The organism is Cellulomonas xylanilytica (genome assembly GCF_007989805.1).
Classification (GTDB): Bacteria; Actinomycetota; Actinomycetes; order Actinomycetales; family Cellulomonadaceae; genus Cellulomonas; species Cellulomonas xylanilytica.
This window is the reverse complement of sequence record NZ_BJUB01000003.1, coordinates 338,864-360,508: the sequence shown is the minus strand read 5'-3', so window position 1 is coordinate 360,508 and position 21,645 is coordinate 338,864. Positions and strand designations below refer to the sequence as shown.

Genomic DNA, 21,645 nt, shown 5'->3' with positions numbered 1-21,645 from the left:
CCCTGGGGAGCGGGCGGCTTCGTCGTCGGCGAGCCGCCCGCCACCTGCGCGGATACGCTGCACACGACCTGGGAGAGGCGGTGCGGCGATGGAGCACGACGAGCTCGTGAGCGCCCTGCTCGCCCTGCGCGAGCGGACGGCCGACCTGCGGCTCCCGCTCGAGACCGCCACGGCGCCCGGCGCCCGGGCGGACCGCACGCGCGTCCTGGACCAGCTCGACGACTACCTCCTGCCGCGGCTGCGGGACCCCGGCGCCCCGGTGCTGGTGGTCGTCGGCGGCTCCACGGGTGCGGGCAAATCCACGGTGGTCAACTCGCTGGTGGGCACCGAGGTCAGCCCGTCGGGGGTGCTGCGCCCGACCACCCGCTGGCCGGTTCTCGTGCACCACCCGCTCGACGTGCGCTGGTTCAGCTCCGACCGGGTGCTGCCCTCGCTGACGCGCGCGGACGCCGCGGGGGAGCAGGGCCTCGCCGGTGCGCGGCCGGGGCTCCGGCTGGTGGCGTCCGAGGCGGTGCCGGTGGGCCTCGCGCTGCTGGACGCCCCCGACGTGGACTCCGTCGAGGAGGGCAACCGCGTCCTGGCGGCCCAGCTGCTGGGCGCGGCCGACGTCTGGCTGTTCGTCACCACCGCCGCGCGGTACGCCGACGCGGTGCCCTGGGAGCTGCTCGCCGACGCCGCCCGACGAGGCACGCACCTCGCCCTCGTGCTCGACCGGGTCGACCCCGGGGCGCAGACCGAGGTGGGCGACCACCTGCGGCAGATGCTCGCCGACGCCGGCCTGGCCTCCGCCACGGTCATCGTCGTCCCCGAGGTCGAGCTCCAGGACGGTCTGCTGCCCGAGCCGGCCATCGGCCCCGTCGCGGACCTGCTCACGCGGACGGCCACGGACCCGGCCGTCCGGGCCACGGCGCTGGCCGAGACGTGGGACGGAGCGGTGACCGACGTGTCCCGACGCGCGCTCGGGCTGGCGACGGCGGCGGACGAGCAGCGGGCGGCCGACGTCCGGCTCCGCGCGGCGGTCACCGCGGCGTACGCGACGGCGTCGGACCAGATCGCCCACGCGACGTCGGACGGGTCGCTGCTGCGCGGCGAGGTGCTGGCGCGGTGGCAGGACGTGGTCGGCACCAGCGAGTGGTTCCGGTCGCTGGAGCAGGGGGTGTCCCGCATCCGGGACCGGGTCGTCGGGTTCGTGCGTGGCCGCCGGCCGGCGGAACCGGCGCTGGTCGAGGCGGTCGCGCACGGCTTGTCCGCCGTCATCCAGGACGCCGCCGAGGAGGCCGCCGAGACCGCGCACTCCGCGTGGCGTCACGACCCGGCGGGGCGGGCGCTGCTGGACGGGCTGGCGCTGTCCCGTGCGTCGGTGGACCTGCGGGCACGGACCGCCGAGCAGGTGCGGGCGTGGCAGGGCGACGTGCTGGGCCTCGTCGAGACGGAGGGCGCGGACCGGCGCACGACCGCCCGCGCGCTGTCCTACGGCGTCAACGGGCTCGGTGCGGTGCTCATGGTCGCGGTCTTCGCGTCCACCGGCGGGCTCACGGGTGCGGAGGTGGGGATCGTCGGCGGCTCCGCGCTGCTGGCCCAGCGGCTGCTCGAGGCGGTGTTCGGCGACGAGGCCGTGCGGCGGCTCACGCAGGAGGCGCAGACGCGGCTCGCCGCCCGGACCGACGCGCTGCTGCACGAGGAGGCGTCCCGGTTCCTGCGGCAGCTGGACGCGACGGGCGCAGCAGGCCGTGACGGCGACGACCTGCGCGCCGCGGCCGAGCGGGTGCGGTCGGCGATGTCGACCCGCACGGCGGCGACCGCCTGGGGAGCCGGCGAGCTCCCGGCCGGTGGCGCCGGTCACCTGCGGGGCACGGGTGCCGTCGCGCGCGCCGCCGAGGTGGTCGTCCCCGAGCAGCCCGACCGCAACCGCTGGTGGTCGCGCTGGTGGCGCTGAACCGGGGGAGCGGGGCGGCCGGCACGCTGCGCGGACGGGTCGAGGCGCTCGACGAGGCGGTCGGGCTCGCTCGGGGACGCCTGCCCGACGACGCGCTGGAGGCGCCCGCCGAGGTGGTCGCCCGTGCGCGTGACCGCGCCGCGCTGTCCGGCGAGTACACGGTGGTCGCGCTCGCGGGTGCGACCGGCTCGGGGAAGTCGTCGCTGCTCAACGCGCTCGCGGACGCCCGCATCGCGGCTCCCGGCGTGCGCCGTCCCACGACGGGGCACCCGGTGGCGGTGATCGTGCCGGCCCGAGGGGATGCGGACGAGGGTGCCGACGACCTCCTCGACTGGCTCGACGTCCGCGACCGCCACGTCGGCGTGAGCCGGGTCCTGCAGGAGTCCGCGACGGGTCTCGTGCTGCTCGACCTGCCCGACCACGACTCGGTGGTCACGGAGCACCGCGCGATCGCGGAGCGCCTCTACGAGCGGGTCGACCTGCTGGTCTGGGTGGTGGACCCGCAGAAGTACGCGGACGCGGCCCTGCACTCCCGCTACCTGCGCGGCCTGCGCGACCACGCCGGGGTCGTCGTCCTCGTGCTCAACCAGGCCGACCGGCTGTCGCCCGCCGACCAGCGCGCGATGGTCGCGGACCTGCAGCGCCTGGCGGCGCAGGACGGGCTGGGCGCGTCACCGGTGCTCGCGGTCAGCGCGTCGACCGGCGCCGGCGTCACCGAGCTGCGGGACCTGCTGGCCCGCGCCGCCCAGCGGCGGCTGGCGGCCACCGAGCGGGTGACGGGCGACGTGCGGCAGGCGGCGCGCACGCTGGTGGAGGCGTGCGGGTCGCCGCCGGACGCGCGACGCGAGGTCGGCGCCGCGGCGGCGCTGGTCCGCTCGTGGGAGTCGGCAGCCGGTGTCGACGAGGTCGCCGACGCCGTGCGGCGCTCGACCAGGCGGTCGGCGCGCGCGGCGACGGGGTGGCCGGTGACCCGGTGGGTCGCCCGGCTTCGGCCCGATCCGCTGCGACGCCTGGGGCTCGGCCGCGAGCGCCTCCAGGCGGGCCAGGATGACCTGCTGCGCTCGTCCCGGTCGGCCCCGGCGGCGGGCGAGCGGTCCGCAGCGCTGAGCGCGGTCCGCTCCTACGTCGACGCGGCGACCGCCGGGGCGCCCGACCACTGGGTGCTCGCGGCCCGGTCCCGCGCGGCGGACGTGGACCTCGACGACGTGCTCGACCGGACCGTCGTGCGCGTCCCGGTGGGCAGCGCCCGGGTGCCGTGGACGTGGCGCGTGCTGGCCTTCCTCCAGTGGGTGCTGCTGGTCGCCGCGGCGGCGGGTCTCCTCTGGCTGCTGCTCCTCGCCGGGCTCGGCTGGCTCCAGCTGCCGGCCCCGGAGACCCCGATGTGGTGGGGGTTCCCGGCACCCACCGTGCTCCTGCTCGGTGGGGTGCTGGCGGGGCTGCTGGTGGCCGGCGTCGGGTGGGTGGTCGGCGCCGTGGCGGGCCGGCGCCGGGCCGCGAAGGCACGTCGACGCCTCAGCGCCTCGGTGGCGGAGTCGGTGAACGACCACGTCATCGGGCCGGTGGCCGCGGAGATGGACGCGCTGGCGCGGTGCCGGGCGGCCGCGTCGAAGGCTGCGGCCTGACCGCTCCTAGGATCGAGCGCATGACCCGCCTCGAGATCCCGGTGCAGCTGCGCTGGTCGGACATGGACGCCTACCAGCACGTCAACAACGTCGAGATGCTCCGGTTGCTGGAGGAGGCCCGGATCGAGGCCTTCTGGAGCCACCCCGTCGGACCCGACGGCAGCCGGGTGGAGAGTGCGTTCCCCACCGCCGTCATCGACGCCGGACCCGGGGCCGAGGTGTCCACGCTGGTGGCCCGCCAGGAGATCGAGTACCTCAAGCCGCTCGGCTACCGCCGCACCCCGGTCATCGTCGAGATGTGGCTGGGCCACCTCGGCGGCGCCAGCCTGGATGTCTGCTACGAGGTGCGCGACGCGGGCGACGCGGGCCCAGGGCGCGTGACCTACGCCCGGGCGCTGACCACGCTCGTCCTGGTCGACAACGCGACGGGGTCACCGCGGCGCATCGCCCCCGAGCAGCGTGCGGCGTGGTCCACGTTCCTGGAGGAGCCCGTCACGATCCGCCGGCGGCGCTGACCCGCCGGTCGGTGCGTGCCCGCTCGGCCCGCTCGGCGGCCCGGGCGATGTTGCGCTGCATGCCGCCGAACACGACGCCGTGGAACGGGTAGACCGACCACCAGTACAGCTGCCCGAGCAGCCCCTTCGGGTGGAAGAGCGCGCGCTGGGCGAAGACGGTCGGCGCCGTGTCGGGACGGTCCGTGGGCTCGACCCGCAGCTCCAGCCACGCGAGCCCCGGGACGCGCATCTCGGCGCGGAGCCGGATCAGGCTGCCCTCCTCGATGTCCTCGACGCGCCAGAAGTCGACGGCGTCGTCCACGAGCAGCTGCAGCGGGTCGCGGCGCCCGCGGCGCAGGCCCGGCCCACCGACGAGCCGGTCCGCGAGACCGCGGATGCGCCACGCGAGCCCCCACGAGTACCAGCCGCGGTCGCCTCCGACGGCCTCGAGCACCCGCCACAGCGCGGCGGGGGAGGCGTCGACGGTGACCCGGCGCTCGTCGACGAACAGGGAGCCGCCGGCCCAGTCGGGGTCGCTCGGCAGCGGGTCGCTGGGCGCACCGGGGACGGCGGCCGACGACCAGCGGGTGCTCACGGCCGCGTCCTGGACCCGGCGCAGCGCGAGCGCCACCGCCCGGTCGAACCCGATCAGCCCGTCGGGCGGGTCCGGCACGTGGTCGGCGATGTCGTGCTCGTCGCACACCACCTCGTGCACCAGGGACTCCACCAGGGGGCGGGCGAGGCCGCCGGGCACCGGGGTCACCAACGACACCCACAGGGACGAGAGCTTCGGCGTCAGCACGGGGACGCCGACGATGATCCGGCGCTTGAGGTCCGCCGCGTCGGCGTACCGCTGCATCATGTCGCGGTACGTCAGGACGTCGGGCCCGCCGATGTCGAACCCGCGGCTGACGTCGGACGCCATCGACGCGGACCCGACGAGGTAGCGCAGCACGTCCCGGATCGCGATGGGCTGGATGCGGTTCTCCACCCACTTCGGGACGGTCATCGCAGGCAGGCGCTCGGTGAGGTAGCGCATCATCTCGAACGACGCGGACCCCGAGCCGAGGATGACGGCCGCCCGCAGCACGGTGGTCGGGACGCCGCTGGCCAACAGGATCTCGCCGACCTCGGTGCGGGACTCCAGGTGCGGCGAGAGGTCCTCGCCCTCGGGGTAGAGGCCGCCGAGGTAGACGATCCGGCCGACCCCGGCCTCCCGGGCGGCCTGCCCGAACACGAGCGCCGTGTGCCGGTCCGTCGACTCGAAGCGGCGCCCGGAGCCGAGCGAGTGGATGAGGTAGTACGCGACCTGCGTGCCGTCGAGGGCGGCCCGGATCTGGTCGGGCTGGGCGGCGTCGGCGGCGACCACCTCGACGTCGCCGTACCAGTCCCGGCCGCGCAGCCGGTCGGGGTGCCGGGCGATCGCGCGCACCCGGTAGCCCGCCGCGAGCAGCTCCGGGACGAGTCGTCCGCCGACGTACCCGGTGACGCCGGTGACCGCCACGAGCGGTGCGTCCGGACGCGGTCGGCCGTCGGCGTCGAGGCCCGGGACCAGCCCGGGAAGGGTGTCCGCCACGGGGGCAGGCAGGAGGTCGTCGACAGGGGAGGCCATCTGCGCAGTCTGCGGTGCCCGGCCACGACGCGCACCCGCTCGGAGCGGATCCTCAGCGGTCGCTCAGCATCGCCAGCGTCTCCCGCTCGGCCACGGCCTGCGACCGGGTGGCACGGATCGTCGTGCCCCGCTCCCACAGCTCGATCACGCGCGGGTCGATGTACGACGACCGGCACACCGCCGGGGTGTTGCCGAGCTCCTCGGCGACGTCGCGCACCACCTGGGTCACCGCACGCTTGCGCGCGCGCTCGCTCGCCGGTGGTGGCCCGACGTCGGCCAGTCCCCGCGCCGCCAGCACGGTCGCGTGCCACGTGCGGAAGTCCTTCGGCGTGGCGTCCTGGCCGAGCTGGAGCTTGACGTAGGACCCCACGTCCGCGCTGGTGACGTCGTGCCACCCGCCGTCGTCGTCGCGCCACGCGAGCAGCTCGGGCCCCTCGTCGCGGCGACGGGTCAGGGTCCGCACCAGGGTCGCGACGACGTCGTCCTCGACCACGGTGTCCCGGACCTGACCGGACTTGGCCGGAAAGTTGAGGTGCACGCGCCCCGGGTCCCCCTCGCTCTCGGGCGCCAGGACGCGCACGTGCGAGCGCAGCAGCGTCGCCAGCCCGTACGACCCGTGCTGGAGCGCGTAGCCCTCGCCGCCCACCCGCAGGTACGCCAGGTCGAGCAGCCGGAACGCGAGGGCGAGCACCTTCTGCCTCGGCATCCCCTCGAGCGCGAGGTCGGCGCGGACGCGTCGCCGGGCGGCCGGCAGACGGCGGGCCACGTCGAGGACGTGGTCATGCTTCAGGCGCCCCCGACGACGGGTCCACTGCTGGTGGTAGAGGTACTGGCGCCGCTCCGCGTCGTCGAGGCCGGCGGCCTGGATGTGACCGTTCGGCCACGGGCTGATCCACACGTCGCGCCACGCGGGCGGGATCGCGAGCGTCGTGATCCTCTCCAGGTGCTCCTCGTCGAGGATGCGGGCCTTCTCGAGGTCGAGGTAGACGAACCCCCGACCGGCGCGGCGGCGCGTCCAGCCCGGGGAGTCGATGCGGACACGGCGGAGGCGGACCATGCCGGAAGTGTCGCCCGGAGGACCGCGCGCCGCGCGTCGAACGTGCGTGCGTCAGTCCGGGAAGCGGACCATGCCCTCCTGCGCGACCGAGGCGACGAGCGTCCCGTCCTGGGTGAACACCCGGGCGGCTCCCAGACCGCGACCGCCCTGCGCGCTCGGCGTCGACTGGACGTACAGCAGCCAGTCGTCGACCCGCACGTCGCGGTGCCACCACATCGCGTGGTCGAGGCTCGCGATCGACAGACCCTGCGTCCGCCATGACCTGCCGGCGCGGCGCAGGATCGGCTCGAGCATCACCTGGTCGCACGCGTACGCGAGCAGCGCCCGGTGCAGGAGCTGGTCGTCGGGCACCGGACCGCGCGACCGGAACCACACCGCCTGCTGGCCGACGGGCTCCACCGGCGGGTCGAGGTAGATCGCACCGCCGACGTGCCGCACGTCGAAGGCGGCCTCCTGCGTCCAGAACTTGGCCACCGGGTGGTCGATCCCGCTGAGCAGGTCGTGCGCGGACCGCACCTCGTCCGGGCCCGGGATCCCGGTCGGCATCGCGTCGGCGTAGTCGAGCCCGGGCTGGTCCTCCTGGAAGGACGCGATCATGGACAGGATCGCCTCGCCGCCCTGCAGCGCGTGGGTGCGGCGGGCGCTGAACGACCGGCCGTCACGCAGTCGCTCGACGGCGAACGCGATGGGTTCGCGCACGTCGCCGGCACGCAGGAAGTAGCCGTGCAGGGAGTGCGGCAGACGCGAGTCCGGGACGGTGCGGCCCGCAGCGAGGAGCGCCTGCGCGAGCACCTGGCCGCCGAACACGCGCCCGCGCGGCTGCGGCAGGCTCCGCCCGGTGAACAGGTCCGGGGTGGCGGGGTCGTCCTCGAGCCGGAGGATGTCGAGCACGGTGGCGGTCGGGTCGGGCTCGGTCGTCATGGACGGCAGCGTCTCACGACAGCCCCCGGTGCCGACGGCTCCGCGCGGCGTGACGTCGGTCGCAGGGGCTCAGTCGTCGAACGTGTTGAGCATCGAGTACGCCGCGCGCTCCAGGTAGTCCCAGAGCTGCGCACGGTGCAGGGGAGCGAGGTCGAGGCTGTCGACGGCGGCGCGCATGTGCAGCAGCCAACGGTCGCGCGCGTCGGGGTTCACCTTGAACGGCGCGTGCCGCATGCGGAGCCGCGGGTGCCCGCGCTCGTCGGAGTAGGTGGTCGGGCCGCCCCAGTACTGCTCGAGGAACAGGGTCAGCCGCTCGGCCGCCGGGCCGAGGTCCTGCTCCGGGTACATGGGCCGCAGCACCGGGTCGTCGGCGACGCCGCGGTAGAACTCGTCGACCAGCCGGACGAACGTGTCGTGCCCGCCGATCGCCTCGTAGAAGGAGTCGGATCTCACGCGGCCATCCTCACACGCGCGTCAGAGCCCGAGCTCCTCCAGCACGGGCAGCCCGGCCCGCACGACGGCTCGGGCGTCGGCGGCGCTGGACGCGGCGAGCGCCAGCTGCGCGAGGCGCCGGCACTCGTCCAGCGGGGTCGCCGCCAGCAGCGCGGCGACGTCGGGCAGCGCGCGCGGGGTCATGGACAGGGAGGAGACGCCGAGCCCGACGAGGACCGCCGCGAGAGCGGGGCTGGCGGCGGCCTCACCGCAGACGCCGACCGGCCGGCCCTGCTGGGCGCCGCCGTTGCACGCCGCCGCGACGAGGTGCAGCACCGCGGGCTGCCACGGGTCGGACAGCTCCGCGACGGCGCCGAGCAGCCGGTCGGCCGCCATCGCGTACTGCGTGAGGTCGTTGGTGCCGATGCTCGCGAAGGCCGCGTGCGCGAGGATCGGCCCGGACAGCAGCGCCGCGCTGGGCACCTCGATCATGACGCCCGCGACGGGCAGGCCGTGCGCGGCGCAGGCCGCGACGAAGCTCTGCGCCTCGTCGACGGTCGAGACCATCGGGGCCATCACCCAGACCTCGGCGGTCTCGGCGGCGGCAGCCCGGGCGATCGCGGTGAGCTGGTCCAGGAGCACCTGCGGGTGCCGGGTGGCGGTGCGCAGGCCGCGGACCCCGAGCGCGGGGTTGACCTCGGCGTCCCCCGCGAGGAACGGCAGGGGCTTGTCCGCGCCGGCGTCCAGGGTCCGGACCACCACCTTGCGGCCGGGGAACGCGGCCAGCACGCGGCGGTACGCGGTGACCTGCTCGTCGACGGTCGGCGCCTCGTCGCGGTCGAGGAACCCGAACTCGGTGCGGAACAGCCCGACGCCCTCCGCACCCGCGGCGGCGGCCGGTGCCGCGTCGGCGGGGTCGCCCACGTTGGCCAGAAGCTCGACGTGGTGGCCGTCCGCGGTGTGCCCGTGGCCGTCGAACGTGCGGACCTGCGCGGCGAGCGCGAGCGCGGCCTGCACCTGGTCCTCGGTCGGGTCGATCGTCACCGTCCCCGCCGACCCGTCGACGAGCACGAGGCCCTCGGCCAGGACGGCCGCCTCGGCACCCCGGGCGGCCACGACCGTGGGGATGCCGCGTGCGCGCGCGAGGATCGCGGTGTGCGACGTGGGCCCGCCGGTGCCCGTGACGATCGCGAGCACGCGCTGGGTGTCCAGGGTCGCGACGATCGCCGGCGCCAGGTCCGCCGCCACCAGCACGAACGGCGCCTCGTGCGCGGGCACGCCCGGCGCGGGACGGCCGGTGAGCTCCGCGACGAGCCGGTCGCGGACGTCGGCGATGTCCCGCGTGCGCTCGGCGAAGTAGCCGCCCAGCTCCTCGAACTGCGCCGACACCGCCTCGGCGGCCTCCCAGACGGCGCGCTCCGGCACCAGCCGGTCCTCCACCACCCGCTGCTCGGCGTCGGCCACGAGCGTGGGGTCCGCGGCGATGGCCGCGGTGGCGTGCAGGAGGTCGGCGCTCTCACCCTGGGCGCGGTCGGCCGCGGCGTCGAGCGCGGCGCGGACCACCTCGGAGGCGGCGCCGATCCGCTTCGAGACCGCCGCGTAGTCGGTGCCGGGCGGGAGCCGTCGACCCGAGGGCGGCTCGGCGACGGGGTCCGGCATGAGCACCGCGGGCGCGACGACGCGGCCTGGGCTCACCCCGATGCCGGTGATGACCGTGGGGGATGGCGCGTGCGCTGCACTCGTCGGGCTCACCTTGGCGGGACCTCCTCGTCGACCTGACGGCAGTGTGGTCCCTCGACGTCCGTGCACGCCAGCCGGTCGCCCGCCGGCACGCCGCCACCGCGAAGTGTGAGCGGTGTCTCAGGGTTAGGCTTGCACCCGGGCGCAGATCGGCGCCGAGTGAGCTGGGGAGTTCCATTGAGCAAGGCAGAGCAGATCCTCGCAGCGCTGGGCGGCGACACGAACGTCGTCGACCTCGAGCCGTGCATCACTCGGCTGCGCGTCGAGGTGACCGACGCCCACCTGGTCGACGAGGTCGCCCTGAAGGCCAGCGGTGCGTTCGGCGTGGTGCGCTCGGGACGCATCGTCCAGGTGATCGTCGGCCCCGAGGCGGACAACCTCGCCGCCGAGCTCGACAGCCTGCGCTGACCGGCCGCCGCGGCGCGGGGTGCGACCGATGACCACCCTGCGGCTGCTCAGCCCGCTGACCGGGGTCGTCCGGCCGGTGTCGGCCGTCCCGGACCCCGTGTTCGCCGAGGGCATGGTCGGCCCTGGTCTCGCCCTGGAACCGCAGCACGTCCAGCACCAGACGGTGCTCGCACCCGCCGACGGGGTGGTCGGCGCGCTCCACCCGCACGCCTTCGCGCTCGAGCTCGGCGAGGGACGCACGATCCTGGTCCACCTCGGCATCGACACGGTCGGGCTCGCCGGCCAGGGGTTCACGCTGCACGTCGAGGGCGGCCAGACCGTGCGCGCGGGGGACCGGCTGGTGACGTGGTCCCCGGTCGACGTGTCCGCCGCCGGGCTGGCGACCATCTGCCCCGTCGTCGCGCTCCAGGCCGACCCGGACCTGCTGACGGTCCTGGTGGCCGACGGCGACACCGTCGAGGCCGGGACCCCGCTGCTCGACTGGGCCTAGCGCTCGACGGGAGGGGGCGGCTCCTCCGTCGGCACCGGCTCGTCCCGGGACGCCGACACGCGGGCGTCGCGGTTGCTCACGACGTCGTCGAGCGGGGTGCTGCGGGGGTCGCGCGGGGTCGGCTCGGGCTCGTCGTCCTGGGGGGCGAGCGCCGCCCGGTGCGTCGCCATGAGGTCGCGCTGGCCGGCCAGCGGCACGTCCGCCCGCTCGAGCACCTCACGGGTCGCGGTCCGCAGCTCGCGGGCCACCTCCCACTGCATGGCCGGGGACGTCTTGACCTTCAGGCGCAGCGTCACCGCGTCGGCGCTGAGCCGCTCGATGCCGGTGATGGTCGGCTCGCCGAGGACGTGCGCGCCCACCACCGGGTCCTTCACCACGCGCGACGCGGCCTGCGCCAGCAGCCCACGGACCTGGTCCAGGTCCGCGAAGTAGTCGACGTCGATCTCGACGACCGCGGTGGCCCAGCCCTGCGTCTTGTTGCCGACGCGCAGCATCGTGCCGTTCGGGACGTACCAGAGGGTGCCGTCCGAGTCGCGGATCTTCGTGATCCGCAGGGTGACCGCCTCGACGGTGCCGTTCGCCGGGCCCACGTCGACCACGTCACCGACCCCGTACTGGTCCTCCAGCAGCATGAAGAGGCCGGTGAGGAAGTCCTTGACCAGGCTCTGCGCACCGAAGCCGAGCGCGACGCCGATGACGCCGGCGGACGCGATGAAGGGTGCGAGGTTGACGCCCAGCTCCGCGAGGATCAGGAAGAACGCGATCCCCCCGACCACGATCGTCGACGTCGAGCGCAGCACCGACCCGATCGTGCGCGCCCGCTGCGCGCGACGGGCGCTCGACAGCGGGTTCGCCTTCGCCAGGACGCTGCCGACCTCCGACTCGCCGATCGGCCGCAGGATGCCGCGGTCGAGGAACGGGGTTCCCTCGGCGACGTGGTTGGTGATGGTGCGGATGGAGCGCCGGAGCAGGAACAGCACGATGCTGCTGATCGCGACGATGAGGATGATCCGCAGGGGCAGGCCGACGAACCAGTCCCACCACGTGCTCGGCGGGGGGACCTCCCGGTCCAGGATGGTCGTCGTCGAGGACGGTCCGGGCGTCGAGGTCGTCCTCACGCGTCCCCTCCCGCCAGACCCGTGCGGTCGGCGACGAACTGCAGCTGCTCCACGGTCAGCGCGATGCTCCGGGACAGTGCCCGCCCACCGTGGCCGACCCCACGCTCGCGCCTGACCAGCACCGGCTGAGGCCCGGCGGTGGCCGCCTGCAGGGCCGCCGCGAGCTTGCGGGCGTGCAGCGGGTCGACGCGGGTGTCGCCCTCGAACACCGTGAACAGCGTGGCCGGGTACTCGGTGCCCGCGACCACGCGGTGGTACGGCGAGTACCCGAGCAGCCACCCGAGCTCGGTGGGGTCGTCGGCGTCGCCGTACTCCTCGGTCCACGTCACGCCGAGGCCGAACCGCTGGTACCGGACCATGTCGAGCAGCGGGGCCGAGCACACGACCGCCGCGAACAGGTCGGGGCGCTGCGTCAGGGCAGCCCCCACCAGGAGACCGCCGTTGGAGCCGCCCCAGCAGGCCAGCTGCGCCGGCGTGGTCCAACCCTGCGCCACGAGGTGGTCACCGACGGCGTGGAAGTCGTCGAACACGTTCTGCTTGTTCGCGCGCATGCCCGCGCGGTGCCACTGCTCGCCCTCCTCGCCGCCGCCGCGCAGGTTGGCGACGACGTACACCCCGCCCGCCTCGACCCACGCGAGCGTGGTCGCGGAGAACGCCGGGTCGAGCGAGATCTGGAACCCGCCGTAGCCGTAGAGGATCGTCGGTGCCGTGGCGAGGGGACGGCCCGCGGCGTCGAGCGCGTCGGTGCGTGCGACGACGAACGCCCGCACCGTCGTCCCGTCGAGGCTCGTGACCTCGATCTGCTGCGCGCGGACGTCGGGCAGGTCGGCGACGAGCCCCGGAGGCGCTGCCCACAGGGTCGTGCTTCCCGTGCGCGCGTCGAACCGGTGCACGCTGGTCGGCGTCGTGTGGTCGGCGTAGGAGAACCAGACCTCAGGGCCACCGTCGGGGTGCGTGGCCAGGCCGGAGATCGAGCCGAGGCCGGGCAGCGCGACGGCGTCGGGCCTGCGCTCGCCCGTGCGGGGGTCGTGCGCGGTCACCTCGGACACGGCGTGCCGGCGCCAGGACGCCAGCAGGAGCGTCGGCGTCGTGTCCGCGCCGCCACCGTCGATGAACGCGATGTCCTCGAGGACGGCCGTCGGGTCCTCGGCCAGGAGGGTGGACCAGTGCTCGACGCCCGGTGCGGTCGGGTCCGTGACCGCGATCCGGCCCCGCGGGGCGTCCAGGTTCGTGTGGACGTAGAGCCGGCCGTCCCGCGCCACCCACGCGCCGGTCTCGGCGTCCAGCCCCACGGCGACCTCGACGAACGAGGGCTCCTCCAGGCCCGACGCGGTGAGGTCCGCGATCCACACGTCGGTGCGGGGCGCGGTCCCCGCCGACGCGGAGACGATCAGCCAGCGTCCGTCACGCGAGACCGACACGCCGTAGTAGTTCGTGTGGTCCAGGCCCGCGCCGAACACCTCGACGTCGTCGGTGGCCGGCGTGCCCAGGCGGTGCAGCCAGATGCGGCGGTGGTACTGCGCCTCGTCCTGCGGCAGCACCTCCGGGGGCAGGCGGCGCACGTAGTAGAACGCCTCGCCGCCCGGCAGCCACGCCACGGGGGAGTAGCGCGCCCGGTCGATCGGCCCGTCGACCAGCTCACCGGTCGCCACGTCGAGGACGTGCAGCACGCTCTCCTCGGTACCGCCGGACGACACCTGGTACGCCACCAGGTGCCCCTCCTTGGAGGGCTGCCACGCGTCGAGCGTCGTCGTGCCGGCGGGATCGATCACGATCGGGTCGAGCAGGACGCGTTCGCTGTCGCCGTCCACCACGACGACGACCGCGTGCTCCTGGTCACCGACGCGGCGCGAGAAGAACCGGCGCCGGCCGCGCCACGCGGGCGGGCTGACGAAGCCGGCGCCGAGCAGGTCGCCCAGCCGGGCGGTCAGGACGTCGGTGGCGAAGGGACCGGCCGTGCCGAGCGACTCGCGGTACTGCGCGTACAGGGCGTCCTGCGCGGACGACCACGCCTCCGTCTCGTCGGACCCGGCGTCCTCCAGCCCGCGGTACGGGTCGGCGACGCGGTGCCCGTGCAGATCCTCGACGAGGTCGGTGCGAGGCGCGGTCGGGTACGTGCGCAGAGCAGGTGCGGTCATGGTCCGCAAGGCTACGACGGGTGGCGACGAGGGCGCGCGAGTGACGCAACCGGGTGCGTCCGTCCTGCGTACGGGCGTGGTGCTCTGGCAGGATCGGTCTGTGGCAGACGACCCGGGAACCGCGTCCGACGCCCTCCTGCGCCTTGCGGGGGCCTACAACGTGGTCCCTGACCACTGGGACTTCCACGGGCAGAACCGCCGTGCGTCGGCCGCCACGCTGCAGGGGGTGCTCCGCGCGCTGGGCGTCGACGCGTCCTCCCCGGAGCGTGTCGACCTCGCCATCGCGCACGTCGAGGACATGCCGTGGCGTCGGGTGCTGCCGCCCGTGCTGGTGGTCCGGGAGGGTCGACAGGCGCACGTGCCGGTGCACGTGACGCACGAGGACCCCGTCGAGGTGTGGATCGAGCTCGACCCCGAGGTCGGTGGCGGTCGTCGCGAGGTCTCCCAGGCCGACGTGCCCGTGGAGCCCCGGACGGTCGATGGCCGCCTGGTCGGGCGCGCCACGTTCACGCTGCCGACGGACCTCCCCCTGGGGTGGCACGAGATCGTCGCCGAGGGACCGAGCGCCAGCGCGCACAGCCCGCTCGTCGTGACGCCGTCCCGGCTGGAGCTTCCCGACGCGCTGCGCGACCACCGGGCATGGGGTCTCATGGCGCAGCTGTACTCGGTGCGGTCGCGGGCGTCGTGGGGGGTCGGGGACCTGGCGGACCTCGCCGAGATCGGCTGGCTCGCCGGGCGCGAGCTCGACGCCGACTTCCTCCTGATCAACCCGCTGCACGCAGCGGAGCCGACCGTCCCGCTCACGCCGTCGCCCTACCTGCCGACCACGCGCCGGTTCGTGAACCCGCTCTACATCCGCGTCGAGGACGTCCGCGAGGCAGGCTACCTGTCGTCGGCGGACCGCACGCTCGTGGAGTGGGCGTCCGAGCCGGTGCTGGCCACCGACGACGACGCCGGCCCCATCGACCGCGACGCCGCCTGGACGGCCAAGCGCGCCGCGCTCGAGGTCGTCTTCGCCGCACCCCGGTCGGCCGCCCGGCAGGCGGCGTTCGACGCGTTCGTCGAGCAGGAGGGCACCGGGCTGGAGACGTTCGCCCTGTGGTGCGCGCTTGCCGAGAAGTACGCCGACGCGACGCACTGGCCCGCCGCCGCGCTCGACCCGTCGTCCGCGCTGGTGGCCGAGCTCCGCGTCGAGCTGGCCGAGCGCGTCGAGTTCCACCTGTGGCTGCAGTGGGTGGCCGACGAGCAGCTCGCGCACGCCCAGCGGGCGGCCCTCGACGGCGGCATGGCGCTCGGGATCATGCACGACCTCGCCGTCGGCGTGCACCCGCAGGGAGCGGACGTCTGGGCGCTCGGCGACGTGCTCGCCCGGGGCGCCACCGTGGGCGCTCCGCCGGACATGTACAACCAGCAGGGGCAGAACTGGTCGCAGCCCCCGTGGCGTCCGGACGCCCTGGCCCGCGCCGCGTACAAGCCGTACCGGGACATGCTGCGCACCGTCCTCCGGCACGCGGGTGCGATCCGCATCGACCACGTCATCGGGCTGTTCCGGCTGTGGTGGATCCCCGAGGGTGCCGACTCGGCTGACGGTGCCTACGTCCGGTACGACCACGAGGCGCTCGTCGGCATCCTGGCGCTCGAGGCGCACCGCGCCGGCGCCGTCGTCATCGGGGAGGACCTCGGCGTCGTCGAGCCGTGGGTGCGGGACTATCTGTCCGAGCGCGGCATCCTCGGCACCTCGGTGCTGTGGTTCGAGCGCGACATGCACGGCGCCCCGCTGGCGCCCGAGCACTACCGGCCGCTGGTGCTCGCCACGGTGACGACGCACGACCTGCCGCCGACGGCGGGGTACCTGGCGGGGGAGCACGTGGCCATCCGGGAGCGGCTCGGCCTGCTCACCGAACCCGTCGCCGTGGTCCGTGCGGCGGCACTGTCGGAGCGCGACCAGATGCTCGGCGTCCTGCGCGACCGTGGCCTCGTCGGCAACGACCCGTCGGAGCGCGAGATCGTCGAGGCGATGCACCGCTACGTGATGGCGACCCCGTCGGTGCTGGTCGGCGTCTCGCTGGCCGACGCGGTCGGGGAGCGGCGCGCGCAGAACCAGCCGGGCACCGACCAGGAGTACCCGAACTGGAAGGTTCCGCTGGCGGACAGCTCCGGCCGCGTCGTGCTCGTGGAGGACCTGTTCACCAACCAGCGCCTGCGCTCGCTCGCGGCCGTCCTCAACAGCGGACGGTGACCGGGCAGCTCCGCCGCGTCCGGGTCGTCGGGACCTCCGGCTCCGGGAAGACGACGTTCGCCCGCAGGCTCGCCGCCCGGCTCGGCGTGCCGCACCTCGAGCTGGACGAGGTGTTCTGGGACGCCGGCTGGACCAAGCGGGACCTGGACGAGGCGCGTGCGCTGATCGGCGCGTTCGTCTCGTCGGCCGACCAGGGCTGGGTGACCGACGGCAACTGGTCCGTGGGCACCGACGGGTTGCTCCTCGACGCCGACGCCTTCGTCTGGCTCGACTACCCGCGCCGGACCGTGACGTCGAGGGTGGTCCGCCGGACCCTGCGTCGCGGCCTGCTGCGCACCGAGCTGTGGCACGGCAACCGCGAGGACCTGCGCAATGTGCTGAACCCGGACCCGGACCAGAACGTCGTCCTCTGGTCGTGGACGTCCCACGCGCGCGTCCGTGCCCGGTACGCGACCCTCTCCGCCGAGTCGCCGATCCCGGTCGTCCGCCTGCGCAGCCCGCGCGAGGCGAACCGCTGGCTCGACGCGCTGCCGCCCGGGCGGCGCTGACGCAGACCGCGGACGGGCGCGGGCGTGCGTCACATCCTCTCGTCCTCCGGTGTGAGCAGCTCGAGGGTGATCCGTCCGCGGTACAACCACACGAGGGCGGGCCGCGCGTCACCCCCGTACTGCATGTACCCCAGGACGATGGGCCGCTGGTCGAATCCCTCGAGGTGGGGCCCCAGCCACTGCAGGGCGGGCAGGATCGACTCGGGCCACGACTTGATCCCCCACCGGCAGCTGAGCACCCACCTCTGGGTCCGTGACCAGGTCAGCTGTGCGTGCGGCGTCGTGGACACCGTCATCGAGCTGCTCAGCCATGCGGACCAGTCGTGCAGCCACGGCTGCGGGTCGCTCAGAGGGTCGCTCACCTCGTCCGTCGGCTCCCAGTCGACCGTCTCGTCGACCTGGTGGGGCGCAGGCAGAGGAGGGGCATCGTCCGGCAGGGACGTGGCGAGTGCGGAGAATGCCGCGAGCACGTGCTCGGGGGTGTTCGGCAGGAACGTGAGCTGCAGGACGACCTCGGTGTAGGAACCCATAGGCGCTGACCCTAGGGAGCGACGCGCCTCCCTGTGGCCGGTTCGCGGCAGCGCGAGCCCGACGACGAGCCGGCCCGCTCAAGGGTGCGGGCCGGCCGGTCTGCCGGTCAGGCGCGGCGGCGGTCGGCCTCCTGGGCGGCCAGCGCCCGGCGGACGCCGTCGCGCGACTCCAGCACCAGTCGGCGCAGCGCGGAGGGCGTGTCCGGGTGGGCGGCGAGCCAGGCGTCGGTCGCGCCGAGGACGTCGACCGACGTGTCGTCGACGAGCTCGGTCGGGTACAGGCCGACGACGATGTTCTGCGCCATCTCGCTGGTCTTGTCCGCCCAGACCTTCTCCAGCCCCGCGAAGTAGGGCTCGACGAACGGGACCAGCAGCGCGCGGTCGTGCACGCGGCCGAACCCGGCGATCGTCGCGGCCTGGATCGCGTTCGGCAGCCCGTCCTGGTCGACCACGGAGGCCCACGCGGTCGCCTTGGCGGCCGCCGTCGGCACCGCGGCGCGGGCGGCGGCTGCGGCGCGCTGACCGGTCGCGGTCGGGTCCGCGGCGAGCTGGGCGGCGATGTCGGGGTCGCCGGCACGGCCACCCGTCACCAGCGAGGTGAGCAGCTCCCAGCGCAGGTCGGTGTCGATCGAGAGGCCCTCGAGCGTCGCCTGACCGTCCAGCAGGTCCCGCACCGCGTCGAGCTGCCCGGTGGTCGCGGCCCGCCCGGCGAAGGACTTCACCAGCTGCAGCTGCGTGTCCGAGCCGGCGGGCGCCGAGCGGGCGAGCTCGAGCAGCCGGTCGGCGGCGGCGACCTCGGTGGCGGTCCGGTGCTCGGGCGCCACGTACAGGTCGAGCGCGGTGGACAGCTGGCGCAGCAGGACGAGCACGACCGACGAGTCGGTCTCGTGCGCGATGTTGTTCAGCACCAGGTCGACGAAGTCCCGGGCCGGGGTCTCGCCGTCGCGCGTGGCGTCCCAGGCAGCGGTCCACACGAGCGTGCGGGGCAGCGAGTCGTCGAACTTGCCCAGGTGCTCGATCGAGGCGGCCAGCGACCGGTCGTCGAGGCGGACCTTGGCGTAGGCCAGGTCGTCGTCGTTGACCAGGACGAGCGCAGGCCGCCGCACGCCGACCAGCTGCGGCACCTCGGTGCGCGGGCCGTCGATGTCGAGCTCCACGTGCGCGGTCCGCACCAGGCGCCCGGTGGCGGCGTCGAGGTCGTAGCCGCCGATCGCGAGGCGGTGCGGACGCTGGACGGGGTGCTCGTCGGGCACCTCCTGGAGGACCGCGAACGAGGTGATGACCCCGGCGTCGTCCACCGTGATCTCCGGCCGCAGCAGCGTGACGCCCGCCTTCTCCAGCCAGAGGGCGGACCAGGCGGACAGGTCGCGGCCGCTGGTGGTCTCCAGCTCGGTGAGGAAGTCGCGCAGCTCGGTGTTGCCCCACGCGTGCTTGGCGAAGTACGAGCGGACGCCGGCGAAGAACTCGTCCTGCCCCACCCACGACACGAGCTGCTTGAGCACGCTCGCGCCCTTGGCGTAGGTGATGCCGTCGAAGTTGACCTCGACGTCCTCCAGGTCCCGCATGTCCGCCACGATCGGGTGGGTGGACGGCAGCTGGTCCTGGCGGTAGGCCCAGCTCTTCTCCAGGGAGGAGAACGTGGTCCACGCGCTGGTCCAGCGGGTGGCCTCCGCGGTGGCGAGCGTCGACATGTACTCCGCGAACGACTCGTTCAGCCACAGGTCGTCCCACCAGCGCATGGTCACCAGGTCGCCGAACCACATGTGCGCCAGCTCGTGCAGGATCGTCACCGCGCGGCGCTCGATGGTGGCCTCGGGGACCTTGGACCGGAACACGTAGGACTCGAGGAAGGTCACCGCGCCGGCGTTCTCCATGGCGCCCGCGTTGAACTCCGGGACGAACAGCTGGTCGTACTTGGTGAACGGGTACGGGACGCCGAACGCGCGCTCGTAGAAGTCGAACCCGGCACGGGTGAGGTCGACGATGTTGTCGGTGTCGAGGTGCTCGGCCAGCGAGCCGCGGCAGTAGACGCCCAGCGGGATGGTCCGGCCGTCCTGGCTCGTGAGCTCGCGGTGCTCCGCGTGGTAGGGACCGGCGATGACCGCGGTGATGTACGACGCGATGCGCGGCGTCGTCTCGAACGTCCAGGTCGCGGTGCCCTTGTCGACGCCGCCGTTGCGGTTGACGCCGCCCTCGACGACCACGGGCATGCCCACCTGCGGGTAGTTGGACACGACGGTCCAGTGCGCCGGTGCCGTGACCGTGAAGGTGAACGTGGCCTTGAGGTCGGGCTGCTCGAACACGGCGAACACGCGCCGGGAGTCGGCGACCTCGAACTGGGAGTACAGGTAGACCTCGTCGTCGACCGGGTCGACGAAGCGGTGCAGGCCCTCACCGGTGTTCATGTAGGCGGCGTCGGCGACGACGACGAGCTCGTTGCTCGCGGCGAGGTCGTCGAGCCGGATGCGCGCGTCCCCGACGACGTCGGCGACGTCGAGCGGCCGCCCGTTGAGGGTGACCTCGTGCACGGTCGGCGCGATGAGGTCGATGAACGTCGAGGCACCCGGGGTCGCCGTGAACCGCACCACGGTGCGCGAGCCGAACGTCGTGGGACCGCCTGTGAGGTCCAGGGTGACGTCGTAGGACTCGGTGGCGACGACGGCGGCGCGCTCGCGCGCCTCTGCACGGGTGAGGTTCTCTCCAGGCACGCAGGTACTCCTCGGGACGCGATCGGGTGGCTCTTGGCCGGGTCGATCATCGCACGCAGCCCTGGGCGCCTAGGGTCGGCCTGTGGACACGACCTACGACGCCGTCATCGTCGGCGGAGGCCACAACGGGCTGACCGCGGCGGCCTACCTGGCCCGCGCGGGGCGCACCGTCCTCCTGCTCGAACGGGCCGATCACGTGGGTGGCGCGACGCAGTCGGCGCGGGCGTTCCCCGGGGTCGACGCGAACGTGTCGCGGTACTCCTACCTCGTCTCGCTGATGCCGCGGCAGGTCCGCGACGAGCTGGGGCTGAGGCTCGAGCTGCGTCGCCGGCGGATCTCCTCCTACACCCCGGCGGGTGACGGTGGCCTGCTCGTGGACACGGCCGACGACGCCGCGACCGCCGCCTCGTTCGCCTCGGTCGGAGCCGGTGGCGACGTCGCCGCGTGGGGCGCGTTCGGCGCCCGCACCGGTGCGCTCGCGGCGCGGCTGTGGCCGACCGTGACCGAACCGCTCCTGGCGCGGGCCGACGCGCGCCGGCTGGTGGGCCAGGACGACTGGCGGGACCTGGTCGAGCGGCCGGTCGGCGAGGTGGTCGACACGACCTTCGGCTCCGACCTGGTCCGCGGGGTGGTCCTCACCGACGCCCTCATCGGCACGTTCGCGGGCACGCACGAGCCCGGCGGCCGCGCCAACCGGTGCTTCCTGTACCACGTGATCGGCGGCGGGACCGGGGACTGGGACGTGCCGGTCGGAGGCATGGGGGCGGTGGCGGGTGCGCTCGAGGGAGCCGCCCGGGCGGGTGGCGCCGAGCTGGTCACCTCGGCCGACGTCACCGCGGTCGACCCCGGCAGCGCCACGACGCCGGCGGAGGTGACGTGGACCGACGCCGACGGGACGCAGCACCGGGTGGGTGCGCGGCACGTGCTGGCGGCGTGCGCGCCGGCCGTGCTCGACCGCCTGCTGGGACGGGAGCCCGGCCCGGCCCCCGAAGGGTCGCAGCTGAAGCTCAACATGCTCCTCACGCGCCTGCCGCGGCTGCGCTCGGGGGTCGACCCGCGGGTCGCGTTCGCCGGGACGTTCCACGTGCACGAGTCCGCGACCGAGCTCGAGGCGGCCTACCGGCAGGCCGCCGCCGGCCGGATCCCCGACGTGCCGCCGGTCGAGACGTACTGCCACTCGCTCACGGACGACTCGATCCTCGGCGCCGGCCTGCGCGCGACCGGCCACCACACGCTGACCGCCTTCGGCCTGCACATGCCGGCGCGGCTGTTCGCGGCGGACCCGGACGGCGCCCGCGAGCGTGCGCTCGCGGCGACGCTGCGCTCGATCGACAGCGTCCTGGCAGAACCCCTGGAGGACTGCCTCGCGCGCGACGCGACCGGGGCCCCGTGCCTCGAGGTGCGCAGCCCGGTCGACCTCGAGGCCGACGTCGGCCTGCCCGGAGGGCACATCTTCCACCGCGACCTCGCGTGGCCGTGGGCGGAGCGCGACGACGAGGTGGGTGCCTGGGGCGTCGAGACGGCGGACCCGCGCGTGCTGATCGCCGGTGCCGGGGCACGCCGCGGCGGGGGAGTCAGCGGCATCCCCGGCCGGGCGGCCGCGCTGTCCGTGCTGGGTGTGGCCTGACCACCTGCGGGAATACGGCGGTGCG

The 21,645-nt window shown here is 74.6% G+C and carries 17 protein-coding genes; 8 read left to right on the top strand and 9 right to left on the bottom strand.

Annotation, left to right across the window (positions count from 1 at the left end; all coding sequences use genetic code 11):
• The first annotated feature begins 88 nt into the window (after window positions 1-88).
• From CXY01_RS06985 to CXY01_RS06975, 3 genes are read left to right on the top strand one after another with little or no spacing between them, the layout of a single operon-like run.
• On the top strand, window positions 89-1,936 hold the full coding sequence (locus CXY01_RS06985) for a dynamin family protein (RefSeq protein ID WP_146926424.1): 1,848 nt from the start codon (window positions 89-91) through the stop codon (window positions 1,934-1,936).
• Window positions 1,927-3,558 (top strand): GTPase, encoded by a 1,632-nt coding sequence (locus tag CXY01_RS06980; protein ID WP_246125118.1) that lies wholly within the window; start codon window positions 1,927-1,929, stop codon window positions 3,556-3,558. The genes CXY01_RS06985 and CXY01_RS06980 overlap by 10 nt, the downstream gene beginning before the upstream one ends.
• Window positions 3,559-3,578: 20 nt before the next feature.
• Window positions 3,579-4,073 carry an acyl-CoA thioesterase gene (locus CXY01_RS06975; protein WP_146926422.1) on the top strand — a complete coding sequence of 165 codons (495 nt, stop codon included), beginning with the start codon at window positions 3,579-3,581 and terminating at the stop codon, window positions 4,071-4,073.
• Here the strand turns inward: CXY01_RS06975 and CXY01_RS06970 are convergent.
• The 5 genes from CXY01_RS06970 to ptsP form a co-directional block, all read right to left on the bottom strand.
• Window positions 4,051-5,664 (bottom strand): SDR family oxidoreductase, encoded by a 1,614-nt coding sequence (locus tag CXY01_RS06970; protein WP_146926421.1) that lies wholly within the window; start codon window positions 5,662-5,664, stop codon window positions 4,051-4,053. The two genes, CXY01_RS06975 and CXY01_RS06970, sit on opposite strands and share 23 nt — an antisense overlap.
• Window positions 5,665-5,716: 52 nt before the next feature.
• Window positions 5,717-6,721: a DNA topoisomerase IB gene (locus tag CXY01_RS06965; RefSeq protein ID WP_146926419.1), complete on the bottom strand. Its 1,005-nt coding sequence runs from the start codon at window positions 6,719-6,721 to the stop codon at window positions 5,717-5,719.
• A gap of 51 nt (window positions 6,722-6,772) precedes the next feature.
• Complete coding sequence (locus CXY01_RS06960; RefSeq protein WP_146926417.1) at window positions 6,773-7,642, bottom strand: acyl-CoA thioesterase; 870 nt, start codon at window positions 7,640-7,642, stop codon at window positions 6,773-6,775.
• Window positions 7,643-7,711: 69 nt separating this feature from the next.
• A complete protein-coding gene (locus tag CXY01_RS06955) occupies window positions 7,712-8,095 on the bottom strand; it encodes a globin (protein WP_146926414.1) in 384 nt (127 codons plus the stop codon).
• A gap of 21 nt (window positions 8,096-8,116) precedes the next feature.
• A complete protein-coding gene (gene ptsP, locus CXY01_RS06950) occupies window positions 8,117-9,769 on the bottom strand; it encodes a phosphoenolpyruvate--protein phosphotransferase (RefSeq protein ID WP_281285296.1) in 1,653 nt (550 codons plus the stop codon).
• Between the two features lie 222 nt (window positions 9,770-9,991).
• Between ptsP and CXY01_RS06945 the strand changes: the two genes are divergently transcribed.
• Window positions 9,992-10,222 carry a PTS sugar transporter subunit IIB gene (locus CXY01_RS06945; RefSeq protein WP_146926410.1) on the top strand — a complete coding sequence of 77 codons (231 nt, stop codon included), beginning with the start codon at window positions 9,992-9,994 and terminating at the stop codon, window positions 10,220-10,222.
• 28 nt (window positions 10,223-10,250) lie between these two features.
• Complete coding sequence (locus tag CXY01_RS06940) at window positions 10,251-10,712, top strand: PTS sugar transporter subunit IIA (RefSeq protein ID WP_146926409.1); 462 nt, start codon at window positions 10,251-10,253, stop codon at window positions 10,710-10,712.
• On the opposite strand, the gene CXY01_RS06935 is transcribed toward CXY01_RS06940, so the two are convergent.
• The gene (locus tag CXY01_RS06935) at window positions 10,709-11,830 is read right to left on the bottom strand and encodes a mechanosensitive ion channel family protein (protein ID WP_146926406.1); all 1,122 of its coding nucleotides are present in this window, start codon (window positions 11,828-11,830) and stop codon (window positions 10,709-10,711) included. The genes CXY01_RS06940 and CXY01_RS06935 overlap by 4 nt on opposite strands.
• Window positions 11,827-13,968 (bottom strand): prolyl oligopeptidase family serine peptidase, encoded by a 2,142-nt coding sequence (locus tag CXY01_RS06930; protein ID WP_146926404.1) that lies wholly within the window; start codon window positions 13,966-13,968, stop codon window positions 11,827-11,829. Before CXY01_RS06930 ends, CXY01_RS06935 begins: the two co-directional genes overlap by 4 nt.
• A gap of 100 nt (window positions 13,969-14,068) precedes the next feature.
• On the opposite strand from CXY01_RS06930, the gene malQ reads away from it, so the two are divergent.
• Complete coding sequence (gene malQ / locus CXY01_RS06925; RefSeq protein WP_246125116.1) at window positions 14,069-16,207, top strand: 4-alpha-glucanotransferase; 2,139 nt, start codon at window positions 14,069-14,071, stop codon at window positions 16,205-16,207.
• Window positions 16,204-16,755: a P-loop NTPase family protein gene (locus CXY01_RS06920; protein ID WP_146926401.1), complete on the top strand. Its 552-nt coding sequence runs from the start codon at window positions 16,204-16,206 to the stop codon at window positions 16,753-16,755. The genes malQ and CXY01_RS06920 overlap by 4 nt, the downstream gene beginning before the upstream one ends.
• 29 nt (window positions 16,756-16,784) lie before the next feature.
• On the opposite strand, the gene CXY01_RS06915 is transcribed toward CXY01_RS06920, so the two are convergent.
• Window positions 16,785-17,285 carry a hypothetical protein gene (locus CXY01_RS06915; RefSeq protein WP_146926400.1) on the bottom strand — a complete coding sequence of 167 codons (501 nt, stop codon included), beginning with the start codon at window positions 17,283-17,285 and terminating at the stop codon, window positions 16,785-16,787.
• A gap of 107 nt (window positions 17,286-17,392) precedes the next feature.
• The gene (pepN, locus tag CXY01_RS06910) at window positions 17,393-19,993 is read right to left on the bottom strand and encodes an aminopeptidase N (protein ID WP_146926399.1); all 2,601 of its coding nucleotides are present in this window, start codon (window positions 19,991-19,993) and stop codon (window positions 17,393-17,395) included.
• An 82-nt stretch (window positions 19,994-20,075) separates the two neighbouring features.
• Between pepN and CXY01_RS06905 the strand changes: the two genes are divergently transcribed.
• Window positions 20,076-21,620 carry a phytoene desaturase family protein gene (locus CXY01_RS06905; RefSeq protein WP_146926397.1) on the top strand — a complete coding sequence of 515 codons (1,545 nt, stop codon included), beginning with the start codon at window positions 20,076-20,078 and terminating at the stop codon, window positions 21,618-21,620.
• The last annotated feature ends 25 nt before the right edge of the window (window positions 21,621-21,645 follow it).

Bases quoted from the DNA above. Each gene is read 5' to 3' on its own strand.
- CXY01_RS06985 (WP_146926424.1), top strand. From the start codon at position 89: ATGGAGCACGACGAGCTCGTGAGCGCCCTGCTCGCCCTGCGCGAGCGG.
- CXY01_RS06975 (WP_146926422.1), top strand. From the start codon at position 3,579: ATGACCCGCCTCGAGATCCCGGTGCAGCTGCGCTGGTCGGACATGGAC.
- CXY01_RS06970 (WP_146926421.1), bottom strand. From the start codon at position 5,664: ATGGCCTCCCCTGTCGACGACCTCCTGCCTGCCCCCGTGGCGGACACC.
- CXY01_RS06965 (WP_146926419.1), bottom strand. From the start codon at position 6,721: ATGGTCCGCCTCCGCCGTGTCCGCATCGACTCCCCGGGCTGGACGCGC.
- CXY01_RS06960 (WP_146926417.1), bottom strand. From the start codon at position 7,642: ATGACGACCGAGCCCGACCCGACCGCCACCGTGCTCGACATCCTCCGG.
- CXY01_RS06940 (WP_146926409.1), top strand. From the start codon at position 10,251: ATGACCACCCTGCGGCTGCTCAGCCCGCTGACCGGGGTCGTCCGGCCG.
- CXY01_RS06930 (WP_146926404.1), bottom strand. From the start codon at position 13,968: ATGACCGCACCTGCTCTGCGCACGTACCCGACCGCGCCTCGCACCGAC.
- CXY01_RS06915 (WP_146926400.1), bottom strand. From the start codon at position 17,285: ATGGGTTCCTACACCGAGGTCGTCCTGCAGCTCACGTTCCTGCCGAAC.